14 protein-coding genes are annotated in these 18230 nt (G+C 65.5%); 4 read left to right on the forward strand and 10 right to left on the reverse strand.

Annotated features, from left to right (window positions below):
* Window positions 1-2: 2 nt before the first annotated feature.
* The 7 genes from CHB74_RS02080 to CHB74_RS02110 form a co-directional block, all read right to left on the reverse strand.
* The gene (locus CHB74_RS02080; RefSeq protein WP_089217914.1) at window positions 3-2843 is read right to left on the reverse strand and encodes a TonB-dependent receptor; all 2841 of its coding nucleotides are present in this window, start codon (window positions 2841-2843) and stop codon (window positions 3-5) included.
* A gap of 307 nt (window positions 2844-3150) precedes the next feature.
* Window positions 3151-4572, reverse strand: coding sequence for a family 43 glycosylhydrolase (locus CHB74_RS02085; RefSeq protein WP_089217915.1), 1422 nt, complete (start codon window positions 4570-4572; stop codon window positions 3151-3153).
* A gap of 53 nt (window positions 4573-4625) precedes the next feature.
* The gene (locus tag CHB74_RS02090) at window positions 4626-5645 is read right to left on the reverse strand and encodes an arabinan endo-1,5-alpha-L-arabinosidase (RefSeq protein ID WP_425442229.1); all 1020 of its coding nucleotides are present in this window, start codon (window positions 5643-5645) and stop codon (window positions 4626-4628) included.
* A 94-nt stretch (window positions 5646-5739) separates the two neighbouring features.
* The gene (locus CHB74_RS02095) at window positions 5740-7308 is read right to left on the reverse strand and encodes an alpha-N-arabinofuranosidase (protein WP_089217917.1); all 1569 of its coding nucleotides are present in this window, start codon (window positions 7306-7308) and stop codon (window positions 5740-5742) included.
* An 18-nt stretch (window positions 7309-7326) separates the two neighbouring features.
* Window positions 7327-8253 carry a Gfo/Idh/MocA family protein gene (locus CHB74_RS02100; protein WP_089217918.1) on the reverse strand — a complete coding sequence of 309 codons (927 nt, stop codon included), beginning with the start codon at window positions 8251-8253 and terminating at the stop codon, window positions 7327-7329.
* Between the two features lie 2 nt (window positions 8254-8255).
* Window positions 8256-9248, reverse strand: coding sequence for an AraD1 family protein (gene araD1 / locus CHB74_RS02105; protein ID WP_089217919.1), 993 nt, complete (start codon window positions 9246-9248; stop codon window positions 8256-8258).
* Between the two features lie 90 nt (window positions 9249-9338).
* Window positions 9339-10907, reverse strand: a complete 1569-nt coding sequence (locus CHB74_RS02110) for an aldehyde dehydrogenase (NADP(+)) (protein ID WP_089217920.1) — start codon at window positions 10905-10907, stop codon at window positions 9339-9341.
* Window positions 10908-11013: 106 nt separating this feature from the next.
* On the opposite strand from CHB74_RS02110, the gene CHB74_RS02115 reads away from it, so the two are divergent.
* Window positions 11014-11784, forward strand: a complete 771-nt coding sequence (locus tag CHB74_RS02115; RefSeq protein ID WP_089217921.1) for a FadR/GntR family transcriptional regulator — start codon at window positions 11014-11016, stop codon at window positions 11782-11784.
* A 98-nt stretch (window positions 11785-11882) separates the two neighbouring features.
* Here the strand turns inward: CHB74_RS02115 and CHB74_RS02120 are convergent, their stop codons facing one another.
* On the reverse strand, window positions 11883-13190 hold the full coding sequence (locus CHB74_RS02120) for a sugar MFS transporter (RefSeq protein WP_089217922.1): 1308 nt from the start codon (window positions 13188-13190) through the stop codon (window positions 11883-11885).
* Window positions 13191-13316: 126 nt separating this feature from the next.
* Here CHB74_RS02120 and CHB74_RS02125 point away from each other — a divergent pair, with 126 nt between their 5' ends.
* Genes CHB74_RS02125 through CHB74_RS02135 form a run of 3 tightly spaced genes read left to right on the forward strand, consistent with a single transcriptional unit; the run spans window position 13317 to window position 17162 of the window.
* Window positions 13317-14465, forward strand: a complete 1149-nt coding sequence (locus tag CHB74_RS02125; protein ID WP_089217923.1) for an aldose epimerase family protein — start codon at window positions 13317-13319, stop codon at window positions 14463-14465.
* Window positions 14466-14476: 11 nt separating this feature from the next.
* Window positions 14477-16273, forward strand: coding sequence for an IlvD/Edd family dehydratase (locus CHB74_RS02130; RefSeq protein ID WP_089217924.1), 1797 nt, complete (start codon window positions 14477-14479; stop codon window positions 16271-16273).
* Between the two features lie 31 nt (window positions 16274-16304).
* Entirely contained in the window at window positions 16305-17162 is an 858-nt protein-coding gene (locus tag CHB74_RS02135; protein ID WP_089217925.1) for an SMP-30/gluconolactonase/LRE family protein, read from the forward strand.
* A 94-nt stretch (window positions 17163-17256) separates the two neighbouring features.
* On the opposite strand, the gene CHB74_RS02140 is transcribed toward CHB74_RS02135, so the two are convergent.
* Both CHB74_RS02140 and CHB74_RS02145 read right to left on the reverse strand, forming a co-directional pair.
* Window positions 17257-17649 carry a DUF1801 domain-containing protein gene (locus tag CHB74_RS02140; protein WP_089217926.1) on the reverse strand — a complete coding sequence of 131 codons (393 nt, stop codon included), beginning with the start codon at window positions 17647-17649 and terminating at the stop codon, window positions 17257-17259.
* A 34-nt stretch (window positions 17650-17683) separates the two neighbouring features.
* Window positions 17684-18079, reverse strand: coding sequence for a DUF1801 domain-containing protein (locus tag CHB74_RS02145; protein WP_245842536.1), 396 nt, complete (start codon window positions 18077-18079; stop codon window positions 17684-17686).
* Window positions 18080-18230: the final 151 nt, after the last annotated feature.

The raw sequence follows: 18230 nt of genomic DNA on the forward strand, positions 1-18230 counted from the left end.
GATCAGAAGGAGAAGCGGGCACCCAGCGCAAAGGTGCGCGCCAGCAACAGGGTGCCGAGGTTGAACTGCTCAGAATTCCCCGCATTGTCGAACTTGTAATAGTTCTGCTGCTTCGACTTGAGCAGGTTCACCGCGTCGAAGGTGAGGCCGACATTGTCCGTCACGTTCCAGGTCAGCTGGAAATCCAGGCTGTCTTCCGGCTTGTACCAGACGCCGATCGGGTTCGCGAACAGGCGCGCCTCGTTATGGTGGAGGAATTCCTTGCGCCAGATGTACGACAGGCGGGCGTTGATCGGCCCCTTATCGTAAGCGAGCGTCGCGTTGTACGAGAATTTCGAGACGTTGAAGAAGTCCGAATGGGTTTCGCCCGTCACGTTGCCGGCCGAATCCGTCATCGGGATCGTCTGGTTCGAATCCAGCACCGTCAGGCTGCCCTGGAAACCCAGCCCGTCGAGAATGCTCGGCAGGTAATTGGGGAAATAGGTCAGGCCGACTTCGACGCCCTTCAGCACGCCGTCCGAAGCGTTCACCGGGCGGGTGATCGCGAAATAATCGGTCGCGCCGGCCACGATGTCGTTGTTCGGGATATATTCCATCACCGTCAGCGGCACCACGAGCCCGCTGATCTCGCGCCGGAAACCGGTGACGTAGATCGCGCTGTTGCGTTCGAAATACCATTCGAGCGCGAGGTCGTAATTCTTCGAATGCGTCGGCTTCAGGTTGGCCGTGCCGGCGGTTCCGCTGCCATAGCCAAGATTGGTGAGATCGCCGGTGAGCGCATAATTGGGATTGAGATCGGAGAAGTTCGGACGGCGCAGCGTTTCGCCATAGTTGAAACGCACGCGCAGCTTCGGCGTGATCTCATAGCGCGCGGTGAAGCTCGGCAGGAACTTCTCGGTCGAATTGCTGGCGCGGGTCAGCGCGCCGCCGTTCAGGCGATCGTAGAAGTTGGACTTGGTGGTCACCGCGACATAGCGCACGCCACCTTCCAGCAGCAGCGGGCGGCCGAAGATCGAAAGCTCGCCATCGGCCATCACATAGGCCGACATCGTGACTTCGTTCACGTCGAACACGCGGCCGAGCGAAAGCTGGTCGCCGGCGGTGAGGCCATAGAGGCTGCGCACGACATCCTTGTTGCCGTTCAGCCAATAGCCGTTGGCCAGCGTCCAGCTGGTCGGCACGTCGGCGCGGCCGTCGAAGAAGCCCGAATTGGTGAACCAGGCATCTTCCGGCAGCGCGCCGAGCGAGGTCGCCAGGCAGTTGGTGCTGTTGGGATCGTCCGGGCAGTTCGCGCTCTGCGTGCGGGTGTAGCTGGACGTGTCGCGATCATCATAGCGCACGCCGGCCTTGACCTTGCGAAGGAAGCCTTCGTCCCAGGTGTAATAGCCGTCGAGCGTCAGCGTCGCGGCGCTGCCCTTGTTCTTGTCGGCATTGTCGTAAAGCTGGGCGAGGTTCCAGACGCTGGGATCGGCGAGCAGCGTATCATCGTTGAAATGATAGGACGGCACGCCGCCGCCGGCGTTGAAATCGACACTGATCTGATCGGCCACGCGATCGGTGCGCATGGCGATGAACGAGGTCTTGTTGGTGCTCGTCTGATAGGCGACGTCGCCGATGATCTTGCCGCGTTCGCCCAGATCCCACTGGCCGTTCAGCGCATAGACGAAGCTGTCGGTCTTGTTGCTGGCATAGTCGCCGCTGTTGAAGCCATAGACGTCGTCGACGGTGCGCGCCTTGACGATGTTGGTGCCGTCATACAGCTCGACCGGGCCGGGGTTGCCCCACCAGTCGACGAAGCTGAACTGCAGCGAATTGAACGTGTTGCCGCGGAAGCCGGCGTAGAACACCTCGGCGGTGTAGACCGAGCTCGAATTGGGCGCCCATTGCAGCGCGGCGTTGAACGACGGCCGTTCGCGCTTGCCGTAGAGGTCCGACGAGAACACCGCGTCGCGCGACAGATAATAAGGCGTGTCGACGCCGTTGATGTTGAGCGTCGATCCGGCGGCGGTGGGCAGGCCGTAATCGAGGCCCGGCTGCCAGTTCACATTGTCCGGCCCCGGGAAGATGCGCTCAAGCGGGCTGAGGCCCGAACCGGCAGGCGGGGTTTCGGTCGCGAACGGCACCATCGCGCCGGCCGTGGTCGACATGTTGCGATATTTGGTGCGGCTGTAGCTGCCGTTGATCAGCACGCCGATGTCGCCGATGCCGGTTTCCCAGCGATCGCTGACGAGCAGCGCGACGTTCGGATTATAAGTGTCGGCCTGCTCGTTATAGATGCCGCGCGCCAGGCCCGAGATCGCGAAACCGTCGAAATCGAACGGCCGGCGGGTCTTGACGTCGATCTGTCCGGCAAGGCCGGTTTCGATCTGATCGGCCGAACGCGTCTTGTAGACGTCGACCTGGCCGACGAGGTTCGCCGACACGTCCTGCAGCGCGAAGGACTGGCCCGCCGCCGTGAAGATGTTGCGGCCGTTGAGCGTGGTCAGCGGATCGGCGAGACCGCGGATCGTGACCGTCGCGGCTTCGCCGCCGGCGCGATCGGTGACCTGCACGCCGGTGACGCGCTGAAGCGCCTCGACGACATTGTTGTCGGGCAGCTTGCCAACGTCTTCGGCGACGATGGAATCGATGATCTGCACAGATTCCTTGCGGACGTTGAGCGCGCCGACGATCGAGGCGCGGACACCGGTGACGACGATATCCTCGTCACCCGCCTGGGCGGCAACCGCCACGTCCTCGCCCACCGTGCCGGTGGCACCACCGGCGGCCTGCGCATAGGCCGCGCTGCCGATCAGCAGCGAGAAAATCGACGCGGAACACATGACGACTGGCTTGAAAGCCATCTTATCCTCCCCTCGGCCGGCCCCTTGCCAGGCCCCAATTAACTCCGACTACTTATTTCCGAGAGACCTGTCACGCAAGCGCAAACTTCGTGTGCAAAAAGCGCAAAAACTGCGTCTCCGCACGGCCTGACATATCGAGATTTATTGAATTTATATCAGCATATTATGCGCAACCTCGGGCAACTTCCGCGTGCAGCATGGCGGGACAGTTCCGACCGTGCCGTAACGAAATCGGCGCCCCCATCACCCGATGAGAGCGCCGAATCCTGTCCATTTCAGACAGACAAGTCTGAGTTATGAGTCGAACTCAGCTCACCGTCCAGCGTGCGCCAGCCGTGTCCGCCGCCGCCAGCACCAGCGCGCCGCCCTGATCCGCCAGCGCCTTGTTCGGGCTGGTGACGGCGGTGAAGCGAACCGTGTCCTTGCCGTCGATCCGGCGCACGAAGCTGCTCCGCCGCAGGAAATCGGGTGAGAGTTCGGCCTTGGCCAGTTCCAGCCCGCCATCGGCGGCGATCGCAATGCAATAGTCCGGCATATCGATCGGGCTGAGCGTCACGCTGCCGCTGACGCGCGCGGGCGCGGCGCGGAACTGCGTGGCGGCAAGCGGCGCCGGACCGACGAACACCCGCCGTCCATCATGCGCGATGAAGCTGCCGGGCCGGCCGGCCGGCGCAAAGCGATCGGGCAGCGGGCCATTGCCCACGGGAATGCCGAAATCGGGTGTGCCGTCCGCGTTATAGTAAAGCCGCTGGATGCGCGTGTGGCGGTTGGGATCGAACAGCGGATCGCCCGTGATCCCTTCATAATCACGGCCATGATAGACAAGGATGTCCCGCCCCTGTTCGTCCACCGTGAAGCTGTTGTGGCCGGGGCCGAACACCTTGGTTTCGCGCGACGTGACGAACACCGGCTGCGGCGATTTGGTCCACGCCTTCGCGTCCATGATGTCGGCATCGGCATCGGCGGTGAGCAGGCCGAGGCAATAGCGCGCATCGGTGGCGCTGGCCGAATAGGCCATGAACAGCCGGCCGTTGCGGGCAAGGATCGCCGGCGCCTCGGCCACCTTATAGCCCTGGATCTCCCAATCGAGCGTCGGCACGGTCAGCCGCGTCGCGGTGCCACCCAGGGTCAGCGGCGTCGCCAGCGGGGCGATGTAGAGGTTGGAATTGGTTTCGATGCCGGGCTCGCGCTGCGCCCAGACGAAGTAGCGCTTACCGCGATGCGCGAACACCGTGGAATCGAGGTTGAAGCTGTCCCAAGGCGCCTGAAACTGCCCCAGAACCGACCATTTTCCGGTCATCGGATCGGGCCCGTCGCAAATGACCGCCCAGGTGCGGATGCGGAATACATCCTCGCCGCCGCCGCTGGGGCCGGCCGCGAAATAGACGATCCACTTGCCGTCGATCAGGTGGAGTTCGGGCGCCCAGATGAAGCCCGAAAGCGGGCCGCTGGCAAGGTGGCGCCACAGCACGCGCTCCTCGGCGGTGGCCAGCCCCGCCAGCGTGCGCGAACGGCGCAGCACCAGCCGGTCATATTCGGGCACCGATCCGGTCATGTAATAATAGCCGTCGTCATGCCGGAAGATCTGCGCGTCGGCACGCTGGCGGACGAGCGGATTCTGCGCGATCGGCTGGTGCGGCACCGGCGATGCGGCACGCGCGATCACGGGCACGGCGGAGAGCGCCGCGCTGCCGGCGATGAAATTGCGGCGGGACAGGTTGAGGATCATCGAGGCTTCTCCCGATAGGTCAGATTTGGGGGCGAAGGGCGCCGCGCGGCGCATCAATATTCGGCGACCGGCCAGCCATCGGCGCCCCAGCGCACCGGCGCGATGCGCAGCGTCGGCGCGCCGTTCTTCTCACGGTCATAAGCGTGATAGACCACATAATCGCGGCCATCGCGGTCGTGGAGCCAGCCGGCATGGCCCGGCCCGCGAAAACGCTGCTGTTCCTGAAGATCGGCGCGCAGGAAGATCGTGCCGCGCCCATCCATCAGCGCGCTGCCATCCTTGCCCAGATAGGGCCCGGTGATCGCCTTCGACCGGCCGATGACGGTGTAATAGGTGCTGTTCGTGCCCTTGCAGCAATAATCATAGGAGATGATCAGCCAGTAATAGCCGCCATGATCGACGATGAAGGGCGCTTCCACCGGCGCGGGGCCGCCGGCCGGCGCCGGGCGCTGCGCGATCGCGAACGGCGCCTTGCCCGGGCGCAGCGGCTTGCCGGTCTTCGGGTCCAACTCGAACAGCTTGATCCCGCTCCAGAAGCTGCCGAGCGACAACCAGTGGCGGCCTTCGCGATCGACGATGAAATTGGGGTCGATCGCGTTGAAATCGTCGGACGGCGTGGACATCACCACCATCCCTTCGTCGCGCCAGCCATAATCGGGAGCGCCGGGATCGAGTGTCGGGCTGGTGAACAGGCCGATGGCCGATCGGTTCGAGCCGAAGGTCGAAACCGAATAATAGAGCCGGTAGCGCCCGTTCACGAAGGCGATATCGGGCGCCCACATGCCATCGGTACCGGGAATGGCCTTTTTCGCCCAATCGGGAATGGCGGTGAACAGCGGCGCACCGGCTGTCCAATGGACGAGATCCTTGGACGTGCGCGTTTCGATGAGCCGCTGGCCATGGCCGGTGCCGAAGACATGATAGGTATCGCCTTCGCGGATGATCACCGGATCATGCGTCGGAACGAGATCGCCCGTCATGCGGCTGTTCAGCGTGGCCGCCGGCTGGTCGGCTGCGGCGGGCACGGCGGCGCCGGCCACACCGGCCAGCCCCGCGATCGCCGTCGCCCACAGATATGTCGCCCGCTTCAATTATCGTCTCCCCTTCAGCCTGCGGTTATCCCGCATGGCGAGGCCGCCCCGATCGGCCGGGGCGGCCCGTTCCCGATCAGCGCAGTTGCAGCATCACCACCGACTTGGCCGGCAGATCGACGGTCAGCACACCGCCCTTGACGCGGGCACCGTTGAACGTGGCCGGTTTCACCACCTCGGGCGCGGTGAAGCTGTTGTGCGAATTGATCGCCGGCGCGGTCAGGATCCGGCCCGAAACGCCACGCGCGTTCAGCCCGGCCAGCCGCACCGTCACCGTGTTCGCGCGATTGGGATCTAGGTTGGACAGGCCGACATGGACGCTGCCGTCCTTCGCCCGCACCGCCGAACCACTGACCGCCGGCATCGTCCACTTGTCCCGCGTGTAGGACGGGGCGTCGATGCTGATCGGCAGCACCGTCGCGTCCTGATACGGCTTGTACATGTCGAAGACATGATAAGTGGGCGTCAGCACCATCTTATTGCCTTCGGTCAGGATCATCGCCTGCAGCACGTTCACCATCTGGGCGATCGCGGTCATCTTCACGCGATCGGCATGCTTGGCGAAGATATCGAGGTGGATCGACGCGATCAGCGCATCGCGCAGCGTGTTCTGCTGGCGCAGGAAGCCCGGGTGCGTGCCCGGATCCTGGGCATACCAGGCGCCCCATTCGTCGACCGCCAGCCAGATGCGCTTCTGCGGATCATATTTGTCCATGATCGCGCTGTGGCGGGTGATCAGGTCGTCCATGCGGAACGCCCCGGCAAGCGCATCGGCCCAGCCGGCCTCGTCGAAATCCACGGCCGGCGCGCGCGGCGGCCAGCCGCCGGCGGGGTGGACATAATAATGGAGCGACACGGCATCGATCTGGTTGGACGCGATCTTCATCATCGCTTCCGTCCAGGCGAGATCGTCGACATTGGCGCCCGCCGCGATCTTCAGGATCTTGGTGCCCGCCGGCGCCTTGACGAAGGTCGCGTAACGGCGCGTCACATCGGCGGCATATTCGGGCCGCATATTGCCGCCGCAGCCCCACAGTTCGTTGCCGACGCCGAAATAGGGCACCGCCCACGGTTCCTTATGGCCGTTCTTCGCGCGCTCGTCGGCCAGGCTGCCGGCCGGGGCGGTCATATATTCCACCCATTCGGCCATTTCCTGCGGCGTGCCGTTGCCGACATTGCCGGCAACATAGGCTTCGGCGCCGACCTGGCGGAGCAGTTCGAAAAATTCGTGCGTGCCGACGGTGTTGGGTTCGGTGACGCCGCCCCAATGGGTGTTCACCTTCACCGGGCGCTGGGCCTTCGGGCCGATGCCTTCGCGCCAATGATATTCGTCGGCAAAGCAGCCGCCCGGCCAGCGGATCACCGGCACCTTCAGGTTGCGCAGCGCCGCCACGACATCGTTGCGGAAGCCGTTGGTGTTGGGGATCGACTTGTCGTCGCCCACCCACAGGCCGCCATAGATGCCATTGCCGAGATGTTCGGCGAACTGGGTGAAGATACGGCGATCATAGACCGGACCGGGCTTGTCAGCGCTGACGGTAACGGCGATCGGCTTCGCGGCTTGCGCATGGGCCACGGCAGGCGTGGCGACGGCGGCAGCCGACAGCAGCAGCGCGGCGGCCGCGCGGCGCAGGGTTCCAATCATTGTCTCTCCCTTTGTGTTCTAGTCGTGGAACGGATCGGTGATTTCGCGGCGCCCGCGCAGGAAGGCATCCGCCACCAGCCGCAGCGGATCGGTGTCGACATCGCTGCGCCCGCCCCGGATCAGCGTGGCGAAGCGGCCGTAGAGGCCGGGATATTCATGGTCCTCGCTATGCTGCGTGCCCGACGGGATCGTCAGCACCGCGCCTCCGTGCGACAGCTTCAGCGTGCCCGCGTCGGTTTCGACGATGATGTCCCAGCTTTGCGGGCCGGTCTGCCGCCAATCGAGATCCATGCTGATCGGCGCGCCCGCCGTGTCACGGAATTCGAGGTCGGCGGCAATCGGCGCCGCGCGATTGGCCGGCAGCACCAGCGTCGCCGATTTCAGGAAGAAGGGGCGCGGCAGGATGTGGGTGATGATCGACAGCGCGTTGATGCCCGGATCGAACACGCCCAGCCCGCCCGGTTCCCAGATCCACGCCTGGCCGGGGTGCCACACGCGCACATCTTCGCGCCAGATCACCGACACGCTTTCGATCTTGCGTTCGGCAAGCCACGCGCGCGCCGGCGCGACACCGGCGGCGAAGCGCGAATGCCAGCCGGCGAACAGCGTCGCCCCCACCTTGTCCGCCCGCGCGCTGAGCGCCGCCACTTCCGCCAGCGTGGCGCCCGGCGGCTTTTCCAGAAACACGTGGATGCCGCTCTTCAGCGCCAATGCGGCAAGATCGTAACGCACCTGCGGCGGCGTGCAGAGCGCGACTGCATCGACCGCCGGCCCTTCGTCGAGCAGGGCTTCAAGACTGCGGTGGTGCGGCACGCCCGGCATGCCCGGATCGTGCGGGCTGACGGTGGCGGCAAGGCTGAACGCGCCGTTGCCGGCAATCGCCGGCAGGTGCTGATCGCGGGCGATCTTGCCCATGCCGACCACGCCGATGCGGATCGGGTCCATGGTCAGAGCGCCTTGACCGTCACGGGCGCCTCGTCGGCGCGCGCCAGCGGGCTGCGCAGCGGCAAGGTGAACGGTGCGGCCGCGATTTCGAACACGTCGCCCTCCTCGGTCCGCACGCCATCGGTGAACGAAAGCGTCGCGGTGCCATAGAAGTGAACATGAACGTCGCCGGGGCGGCGGAACAGATCATATTTGAAATGATGCGCCTCAAGGTTGGCGAAGCTGTGCGACATGTTCGCCTCGCCCGACAGGAACGGCTTTTCCCACAGCACCGTGTCACCCCGCAGGATACGGCTCGCACCCTCGACATGCTCGGGCAGCTCGCCGACCAGCAGTTCTGCGCCCAGCGCTGCCTGACGCAGCTTGGAATGGGCCAGCCACAGATAATTGTGCCGTTCGGTCACATGGTCGCTAAATTCATTGGCGAGGCACAGGCCAAGGCGGAAAGGCGTGCCATCGGGGCCGATGATGTAGATGCCGGCCAGTTCCGGCTCCTCGCCGCCATCCTGCGCGAAAGCCGGCATGGTGAGCGCCTCGCCCGGGCCGACAAGCTGCGAACCATCGCCCTTGTAGAACCATTCAGGCTGCTGGCCGGTTTCGCCGTCCGCCGGCTTGCCGCCTTCCAGCCCTTCGAGGAACATCCGCATTGAATCGGTCTTGGTCGCGGCGGCGGCCGCCTCGCGGTGCATCTTGTCGCGCCCTTCGGCCGAACCGAGATGGGTAAGGCCCGTGCCGCTGAGGATCAGGTGGGCGGGATCGTCATGGTCGATCGGCGCGAGAATGCGGCCCGCCGCCAGTTCGGCGCCAATGTCGACGGTGGCGCCGGTGCCGCTTTCGGCAACGATGTCGGCCAGGCTCTTGCCCTCGGCGATGGCGCGTTCGGCTAGCGCGCGAATGCTGGTCGCGCCCACGACGAACGCGGCGGAATCGCCCTTGGCGGCGATCACCGCGCGCACGCCTTCAGCGCTGCGATGCTGCAGCAGACGAAATGCCATGAAATCTCTCCCTTCAGGGCGCCGCCTTCCGGCGCGCCGTCGCATGTTCGTGGCGGGCGGGCACCACCACGGCCCCGCCCGGTTTGACGATCAATTGGCGCTCAGCACGCCATCGACGAGGCGCGGCACGCCGTCGCCGCGCGCGTCGTCACGCAATTCCGCCGGCAGCAACGCACCCGCGAGATTCTGGTAGGAAACCGGCCGCAGGAAGCGATCGATCGCAAGGCTGCCCACCGATGTCGTGCGCGCGTCGGACGTGGCCGGGAACGGCCCGCCATGCACCATCGCGTGGCAGACCTCGACGCCGGTCGGCCAGCCATTGGCGAGGATGCGGCCCACCTTGCGCTCGAGCAGCGGCAAGACGCACGACGCGACCGCCGCATCGCCATCGTCCATATGGAGCGTGGCGGTAAGCTGGCCTTCAAGGCCGGCGAGAACGCTGCGCAACTCCGCTTCGTCGCGGCACCGGACGATGATCGACGAAGCGCCGAACACTTCATGGCCCAGCGCCTTATCCGCCAGGAAGGCTTCCGCCGTCGTCTGGAACAATGCCGCCTGGCCCTGGGTGGAGCCGTTGCCGGCCTTGCCGCGCGCCAGCGTTTCGACGCCCGCGCCGCCGGCCAGTGCAGCTGCGCCCTTTTCATAGGCCGCCTGAATGCCGGTGGTCAGCATCACCTGCGCATCGGCCTCACCCACGCCGCCGGTGGCCGCCGTCACGAAGGCATCGAGGCCCTCGCCATCGATCGCCAGCACGAGGCCGGGATTGGTGCAGAACTGGCCGGCGCCCATGGTGAGCGAGCCGACATAGGCCGCAGCCAGCGCGGCACCGCGCGCCTTCAGCGCCTCGGGCAGCAGCAGGACGGGGTTGATGCTCGACATTTCGGCATAGACGGGGATCGGCACCGGCCGCGCCTGCGCAAGCTTCATCAGCGCAAGGCCGCCACCGCGCGATCCGGTGAAGCCCACCGCGGCGATATTCGGATCCTGCACCAGCGCAGCGCCGAGATCATTGCCCGGCCCGACAAGGTGGGCGAACACGCCCGCCGGAAGCCCCGACGCGGCGACCGCGCGGCTGATCGCGGCCGCCACCAGCGCGCCGGTTTCGGGATGCGCGGGATGCCCCTTCACCACCACCGGGCAACCGGCGGCAAGCGCGGAGGCGGTGTCGCCACCCGCCGTCGAGAAAGCGAGCGGAAAATTGGACGCGCCGAACACCGCAACGGGGCCGAGCGGGATCATCCGCATGCGCAGATCGGGGCGCGGCAGCGGCTGGCGCTCGGGCAGCGCGGGATCGATGCGCAGGCCCAGCCACTGGCCGGCGCGCACCACATTGGCGAACAGGCGCAGCTGGCCGACGGTGCGGCCACGCTCACCTTCCAGCCGGGCACGCGGCAGGCCGCTTTCGCGCATCGCGGCGACGATCAGATCATCGCCGATCGCGACGACCTCGTCGGCGATTCGCTCCAGGAAGGCCGCACGGGTTTCGCGATCGGTGGCGCGATACACATCGAACGCGGCTTCGGCCGCCGCGCACGCCGCTGCCACATCAGCCGGCCCATGCACCGCGAAAGCCCCCCCTTCGGGTTGCCCCGTCGCGGCAGTTACGGAACGAAATCCGCTGCTTTCGACGGAATCGGACGGGCGGGCATCAACGGTCATTTGCGTCTCCTTATTACTCCGACATATTACAGAGAACAGAGGATGGCAATGTTTGCCGTTTCGCCATCTCGCGACCGCTGATAATTGTCTGCGCGGAGGGACATTCATGGGAAACATCAAGCTGCGCCGCGACGAACCTGAGAATAAGGGCAGCGCCCCGGAGGCGACGGCCAAACCGCGCGGCCCCGGACGGCGGCTGCACGGTGCCGTCGCGCACAAGCTGGGCACCGCGATATTGTCGGGCGAATATGCGCCGGGCGACACGCTTTCGGGCGAGGTCGCCTTCGCGGAAGAGCTGGAAATTTCACGCAGCGCCTATCGCGAGGCGATCCAGGTGCTGACCGCCAAGGGGCTGGTCGAAAGCCGCCCCAAGGCCGGCACGCGGGTGCTGCCGCGCAACCGCTGGAACCTGCTGGATCCGGACGTTCTGGCCTGGGCCTTTGCCGGCGAACCCGATGTGGAATTCGTCCGCAACCTGTTCGAGCTGCGGGCCATCGTCGAACCGGCGGCGGCGCGATTGGCCGCCCAGCGCCGCGATAAGTCCGACATCAAGGTGATGAAGGAAGCGCTGGCGGCGATGCGGCGGCATACGCTGGCCACCGATGCCGGGCGCGCGGCGGACCGCGATTTCCACAATGCGATCCTGCGCGCCACGCATAATGACGCGCTGATGGCGCTGACCGCCAGCATCGGCGCGGCGGTCAACTGGACGACGCAGTTCAAGCAGCGCGCCCGCGCCCTGCCCCGCAACCCGATTCCCGATCACGTCCGCGTGTTCGACGCCATCGCGGCGGGCGATCCCGAGGCGGCAAGCGACGCGATGGGCGCCCTCGTCGCCCTCGCACTCGAAGATACGCGCAGCTCCATGGCCGAATGATCGGCCGCGATCCGCAGCCATAAAAAAAGCCCCGCCGGCGCGAAACCGGCGGGGCTTTTTAATGCGCCGGTCAGGCAGACCGGGCGACGGGCAAGAGATCAGTCGACCTGCTGATCAGGCAGGGCCTGTGTGGGGCGCGAACCCCACAAAGCATAGAACAGCACGTACAGCTCGCAGGCGGCGGTCAGCAGGAACGACATCTGCAGGCCATATTGATCGGCCAGCCAGCCCTGCGCGATCACCAGCGCGCCGCCGGCAATCGCCATGATCAGCAGGCCCGAACCTTCCTCGGTCAACGGACCCAAACCTTTGATACCGAGCGTGAAGATGGTCGGAAACATGATCGAGTGGAACAGCCCGACAAGGATCAGCGACCACATCGCCACCGGGCCATGGGCGAACACCGTCACCATCATCACGATGAACGCGCCGATCGAAAAGACCGCCAGCACCTTGGCCGCGTCGAAACGCTGCATGATCGCCGATCCGGCGAACCGGCCGACCATCATCCCGCCCCACAGGAACGTCAGGTAACGGCCCGCCTGCTCATGCGTCAGATTGGCGATGTCGGGCTGGCTGACGAAATTGACGAACAGGTTGGCGACACCGATTTCGGCGATCAGGTAGATGAAGATCGCGGGCACGCCGAAGACGAGGTTGCGATGCGCCCAAAGCGAATGCTTCTTGCGCTCCTCCTTGGGCATGCGCAGCGCCGCCGAACCCATGGCCGGCAGCGGAAAGCGCGCGATGACGATGGCGAGGACGAGCAGCACCACCGCCACCAGCCCATAAGGCAGGATCACCGATTGCGCATCCGCCAGGCGCTCCGCCTGAGTGAGCACGACGCCGGTTTCGGCGGTGCCACCCTTGGATCGGCCGAGGATCAGATAGGCACCGAAAAGCGGCGCCAGCATGGTCCCGGCCGAGTTCATCGCCTGCACGAGATTGAGCCGCGACGACGCGGTTTCGGGCTTGCCGACCACCGCGACATAGGGGTTGGCAGCCACCTGCAGCAGCGTGATGCCGCACGCGATCAGGAACAGCATGGCCAGCGTGACGCCATAGGATGGCAGGCTGGCGGCCAGCATCATGCCCAGCGAACCCGCCGCCATGATCAGCAGGCCGACGACCAGCGATTTCTGGTAGCCAATCCGTTCGATCAGCTTGGCCGATGGGATCGACGCCACGAAATAGGCGATGAACCAGACCGATTCGATCGCTGTTGTCTGGGTATATGTAAGGTCGAACACGCTACGCAGATGCGGCAGCAACGTGTTGTTGATGACCGTGATGAAGCCCCACATGAAGAAAAGGCTGGCGAGCAGGGTCAGCGCCCGGCCATAGCCTGCGCCGCTATGTCCCGGCGTTGCAGCCGGTGTCGTGGTCGTGGTGATCGGTGCGGCCATGCCACCCTTCTCCAAAAAGTTGCCCCGCCTTCGATCCTTGCCGACACGGGTTGCGCTCGATTATTTTGTCGGACTATATGCGGAGCAAGCATGCGTCAATGGGCGCACATAAACGGGAGGACGGAAATGCGTAGGCTGGTCAAGACAAGTGCGGCGCTGGGCTGCCTGGCCATCGCGCTCGCCACAAGCGCGCCGGCCTTCGCGGCCGAAATCAGCCGCGCGGCCGCCGGCACGCTGGCGGACGGCACCGCCGTCGAGGCGATCACGCTGAAGAACAGCCATGGCGTTTCGGCCACCATCCTGACCTATGGCGCGACGCTGCAATCGCTGATCGCGCCGGATCGCTCCGGCAAGCCCGCCGATGTCGTGCTCGGCTATGACGATCTCGCTTCCTATGTCGATCATCCCAATTATTTCGGCGTCACCGTTGGCCGCTATGCCAACCGCATCGCCGGCGGCCGCTTCAGCCTTGACGGCCAATCCTACCAGCTGCCCCTGAACGACAAGACCAACACGCTGCACGGCGGCGGCAAGGGCTTCGACAAGGTCGCATGGAAGGTGGTCGCGGCCAAGAGCGGCCCGGTCGCCACGCTGACGCTCGGCCACAGCAGCCCCGATGGCGATTCGGGCTATCCCGGCAAGCTTGACGCCACCGTCACCTATTCGCTCGACGAAGCCGGCGCGCTCACCATCGCGTTCGATGCCCGGACGAGCAAGCCGACGATCGTCAACATGACCAACCACGCGATCTTCAACCTTGCCGGCGAAGGATCAGCCGAAGGCGCGACCGGGCATCTGCTGACGATCCCGGCCAAGGCCTATACCCCGGTGGACGCGACGCTGATCCCGACCGGCGAGCTGCGCGCCGTGGCCGGCACCGTGTTCGATTTCCGCGCGCCCCGCCGCGTGGCGGACGGCATTCGCGACGGCCGCGACGAACAGATCCGCTTCGGCCGCGGTTACGACCATAATTTCGCGCTCGACAAGGGCGTGACGGCTTCGCCGCAACTCGTCGCCCGGCTGGAAGACCCGGCATCTGGCCGCGTGCTGGAGGTGCTGAGCACCGAACCCGGCGTGCAATTCTATGCCGGCAACTTCCTCGATGGCACCCTCGTCGGCAAGCAGGGCCATCTCTATCGCATGGGCGACGGGATCGCGCTCGAACCGCAGAAATTCCCGAACGCCCCCAACCAGCCGAGCTTCCAATCCGCGCGCGTCGACCCCGGCAAACCCTACCGGCACGTCATGGTCTACCGCCTGTCCACGACCCGTTGAACGGAACCGCAATGACCGAAACTTCCCCGCCCAAGCTCCGTTCGCGCGCCTGGTTCGATAACCCCGACAATATCGACATGACCGCGCTCTATCTGGAGCGTTATCTGAACTTCGGCCTCAGCCTTGAAGAACTGCGTTCGGGCAAGCCGATCATCGGCATCGCGCAGACCGGCAGCGATCTTTCGCCCTGCAACCGCCATCACCTGGTGCTGGCCGAACGCATCCGCGAGGGCATTCGCGAGATGGGCGGCATCGCGCTCGAATTTCCGGTTCACCCGATCCAGGAAACCGGCAAGCGGCCGACCGCGGGGCTGGATCGCAACCTCGCTTATCTCGGCCTCGTCGAGGCCCTTTACGGCTATCCGCTCGACGCCGTGGTGCTGACCACGGGCTGCGACAAGACCACGCCCGCCTGCCTGATGGCCGCCGCCACGGTGAACATCCCGGCGATCGCCCTGTCGGTCGGCCCGATGCTCAACGGCTGGCACAAGGGCGAGCGCACGGGTTCGGGCACGATCGTGTGGAAGGCGCGCCAGATGCTCGCCGCCGGGCAGATCGACGATGCGGGCTTCATCAAGCTCGTCGCGTCGTCGGCGCCGTCGACCGGCTATTGCAACACGATGGGCACGGCGACGACGATGAACAGCCTGGCCGAGGCGCTGGGCATGATGCTGCCCGGCTCGGCCGCGATCCCCGCGCCCTATCGCGATCGCCAGGAAGTCGCCTATCTCACCGGCAAGCGCATCGTCGAAATGGTCGCCGAAGATCTCAAGCCGTCGGACATCCTGACGCTCGATGCGTTCCACAATGCCATCGTCGTCAACTCGGCGATCGGCGGATCGACCAACGCGCCGATCCACCTGGCCGCGATCGCCCGCCATATCGGCGTCGACCTGCCGCTGAAGGACTGGCAGACCGAAGGCCACAAGGTGCCGCTGCTGGTGAACCTGCAGCCGGCCGGCGAATATCTGGGCGAGGATTATTATCGCGCCGGCGGCGTGCCGGCCGTCGTCGCGCAGCTCATCGGCCAGGGCCTGATCCGCGAACAGGCGATGACGGTCAACGGCAAGACGATGGGCGACAATTGCCGCGACGCGACGATCGAGGACGAAAAGGTCATCCGCCGCTTCGATCAGCCCTTGAAGGAAGAAGCCGGATTCCTCGTCCTTTCGGGCAATCTGTTCGACGCCGCGATCATGAAGACCAGCGTGATCAGCGAGGAATTCCGCAACCGCTATCTTTCCAACCCCGATGATCTGAACGCCTTCGAAGGGCCGGCCATCGTGTTCGACGGGCCGGAAGATTATCACCATCGGATCGACGATCCGGCCCTCGGCATCACGTCCGACACCTTGATGTTCATGCGCGGCGCCGGGCCGATCGGCTATCCGGGCGCGGCGGAAGTGGTGAACATGCGCCCGCCCGCTTATCTGATCACCGAAGGCGTGACCGCCCTGCCCTGCGTCGGCGATGGCCGCCAGTCGGGCACCAGCGGCAGCCCGTCGATCCTGAACGCTAGCCCCGAGGCGGCGGCCAATGGCGGTCTCGCCTTGCTGCAAACCGGCGATCGGGTGCGGATCGATCTCAACAAGGGCAGCGTCGACGTGCTGATCACGGATGCGGAACTGGCCGAACGACGCCGCGCGCTCGAAGCCGCCGGCGGCTATACCTATCCCGCCTCGCAGACGCCGTGGCAGGAAATCCAGCGCGCTATCGTCGGCCAGATGGATACGGGCGCGATCCTGGAAGGCAGCGAAAAATATCAGCGCATCGCCCAGACACGGGGCCTGCCGCGCGATAATCACTGATCGCGGCAATCGCGGGAACACGGATACCGACATGGCCGAATGGACGATCATCAAGCGCGACGTGCGCGATCAACTGGGCGAAGGCACCTTGTGGTCGGCGCAGGACGATGCCGTCTATTGGGTCGATATTCTGGCGCCCGCGCTCAACCGGCTGGATCTGGCATCGGGCGCGGTGACGCGCTGGCCGATGCCGGAACCGCTGGGCTGGGTGGTCGAACGCACGCGCGGCGGATTCATCGGCGGATTCCGCAGCGGCTTTGCCGAAATCGACCTCGATCCGCTGGCGATCCGCCCGCTCCACGATCCCGAGCCGCACCTGCCCGGCAATCGCATGAACGACGGCAAGGCGGATGCCTTCGGCCACATCTGGTGCGGCACGATGGACATGGCGGAGGAACAGGATAGCGGTGCGCTCTATCGCTATTCGCCCGACGGACAATGCACGCGGATGGACGAAGGCTATCGCGTGCCCAACGGCCCGGCCTTCTCCGCCTGCGGCCACTGGCTCTATCATGCCGATACCGGCCGCCGGATGATCTATCGCTTCCGCCGCGGCGACGATGGCACGATCAGCGATCGCGAAACGCATATCCGCTTCGCCGAAGCCGATGGTTATCCCGATGGCATGACGGTGGATGCCGAAGGCTTTTTGTGGGTCGCGCATTGGGGCGGCGGACGGATCAGCCGCTTCGCCCCCGATGGCAGCCTCGATCGCGCCATGTCGCTGCCCGCGCGGCAGGTGACCAACATCACCTTCGCCGGCGCCGATCTCGACCGGATGTTCGTCACCTCCGCCGCCACCGGCCTCGCCGCGACGGATTATGACGGTGCGCTCTATGAAGTGACGCCCGGCGTACGCGGCCTGCCCAGCCACCGCTTCCCAGGCTAGGCCACGGGGTTAAGCCGCACGACGTCCCGCCATCGGCGCAAGGCGGCTTTCCCATGCCGGGCGAAAGCCCCAACCACACGCCGGCAAAATGGTGTTAGCGTTTCGCCTTGCCCACATTGAGCGCCACCGCCGCGCGGATCAGCCCGCTTAGTGCCGGCGCGTCGATCGCATCGCCTTCATGGAAGTCGATCGCGCGGCGGACATTGCCGTCGAGGCTCGCGTTGAACAGGCCGGATGGATCGTCGAGCGCGGCGCCCTTGGCGAAGGTCATCTTCACCGCAGTCTTGTAGGTTTCGCCCGTGCAGATCATGCCATCGCGATACCAGGTCGGCACCCCGCGCCACTTCCATTCCTCGACGATTTCGGGGTCCGCCGCTCGCACGATTGCGCGCAACCGCGCCAGCATATCACCGCGCCAGTCGCCCAGCTCGCTTATCCGTTCGTCGATCAGTTCCGATGGTGATTTGGCCTGGGCCTCTTTGCTCATTCACCTCTCTCCGCCAGAAAACGGTGCGGCGCGATCATGGCACCCAGCCGGGCACTTGCGCCGCCTGCCGAATCCAATCGACCAGTTGATCCTCATCCCACACATCATCCTCATGGATGTGGAAATAGCGGGTATCCTTGTCCTTGGATGCCACCGGCGGCCGCGGCTGCAATTGCGCGCCGCGAAAAAAGGCCAGCTTGATATAGCGGGTGAAGCAATGGACGCCGAGGAACCATCCCTGCCCCTCGACCCCATAGAGCGGCGAATTCCACTTCACCGCCTTGCGCACATCGGGCAGTGTCCGATCGATCAGCGCATCCAGCCGCTGGCCGGCATCACGTTTCCAGCCCGGCATGGCGGCGATATAGGCTTGCACGGGCGCGTCGCCGTCGCCTTTCGCGATTTGCGGGTTGCCGCCGGACAGCAGCACCGGCGCTCCATCCGCCCGCTTCGCCCTCGCGCCTGTTTTGCCTGATATGCCATTGGCCATCGCGCCCGGCCTCTCCTGCCTCAGCCAAGTGATTGTAGGGCCATCCGATCCTCCTGTCATCGGCGCCCGGCGCGTTCTCCGCGCGATCCAT

The organism is Edaphosphingomonas laterariae (assembly GCF_900188165.1).
Classification (GTDB): Bacteria; Pseudomonadota; Alphaproteobacteria; order Sphingomonadales; family Sphingomonadaceae; genus Sphingomonas_E; species Sphingomonas_E laterariae.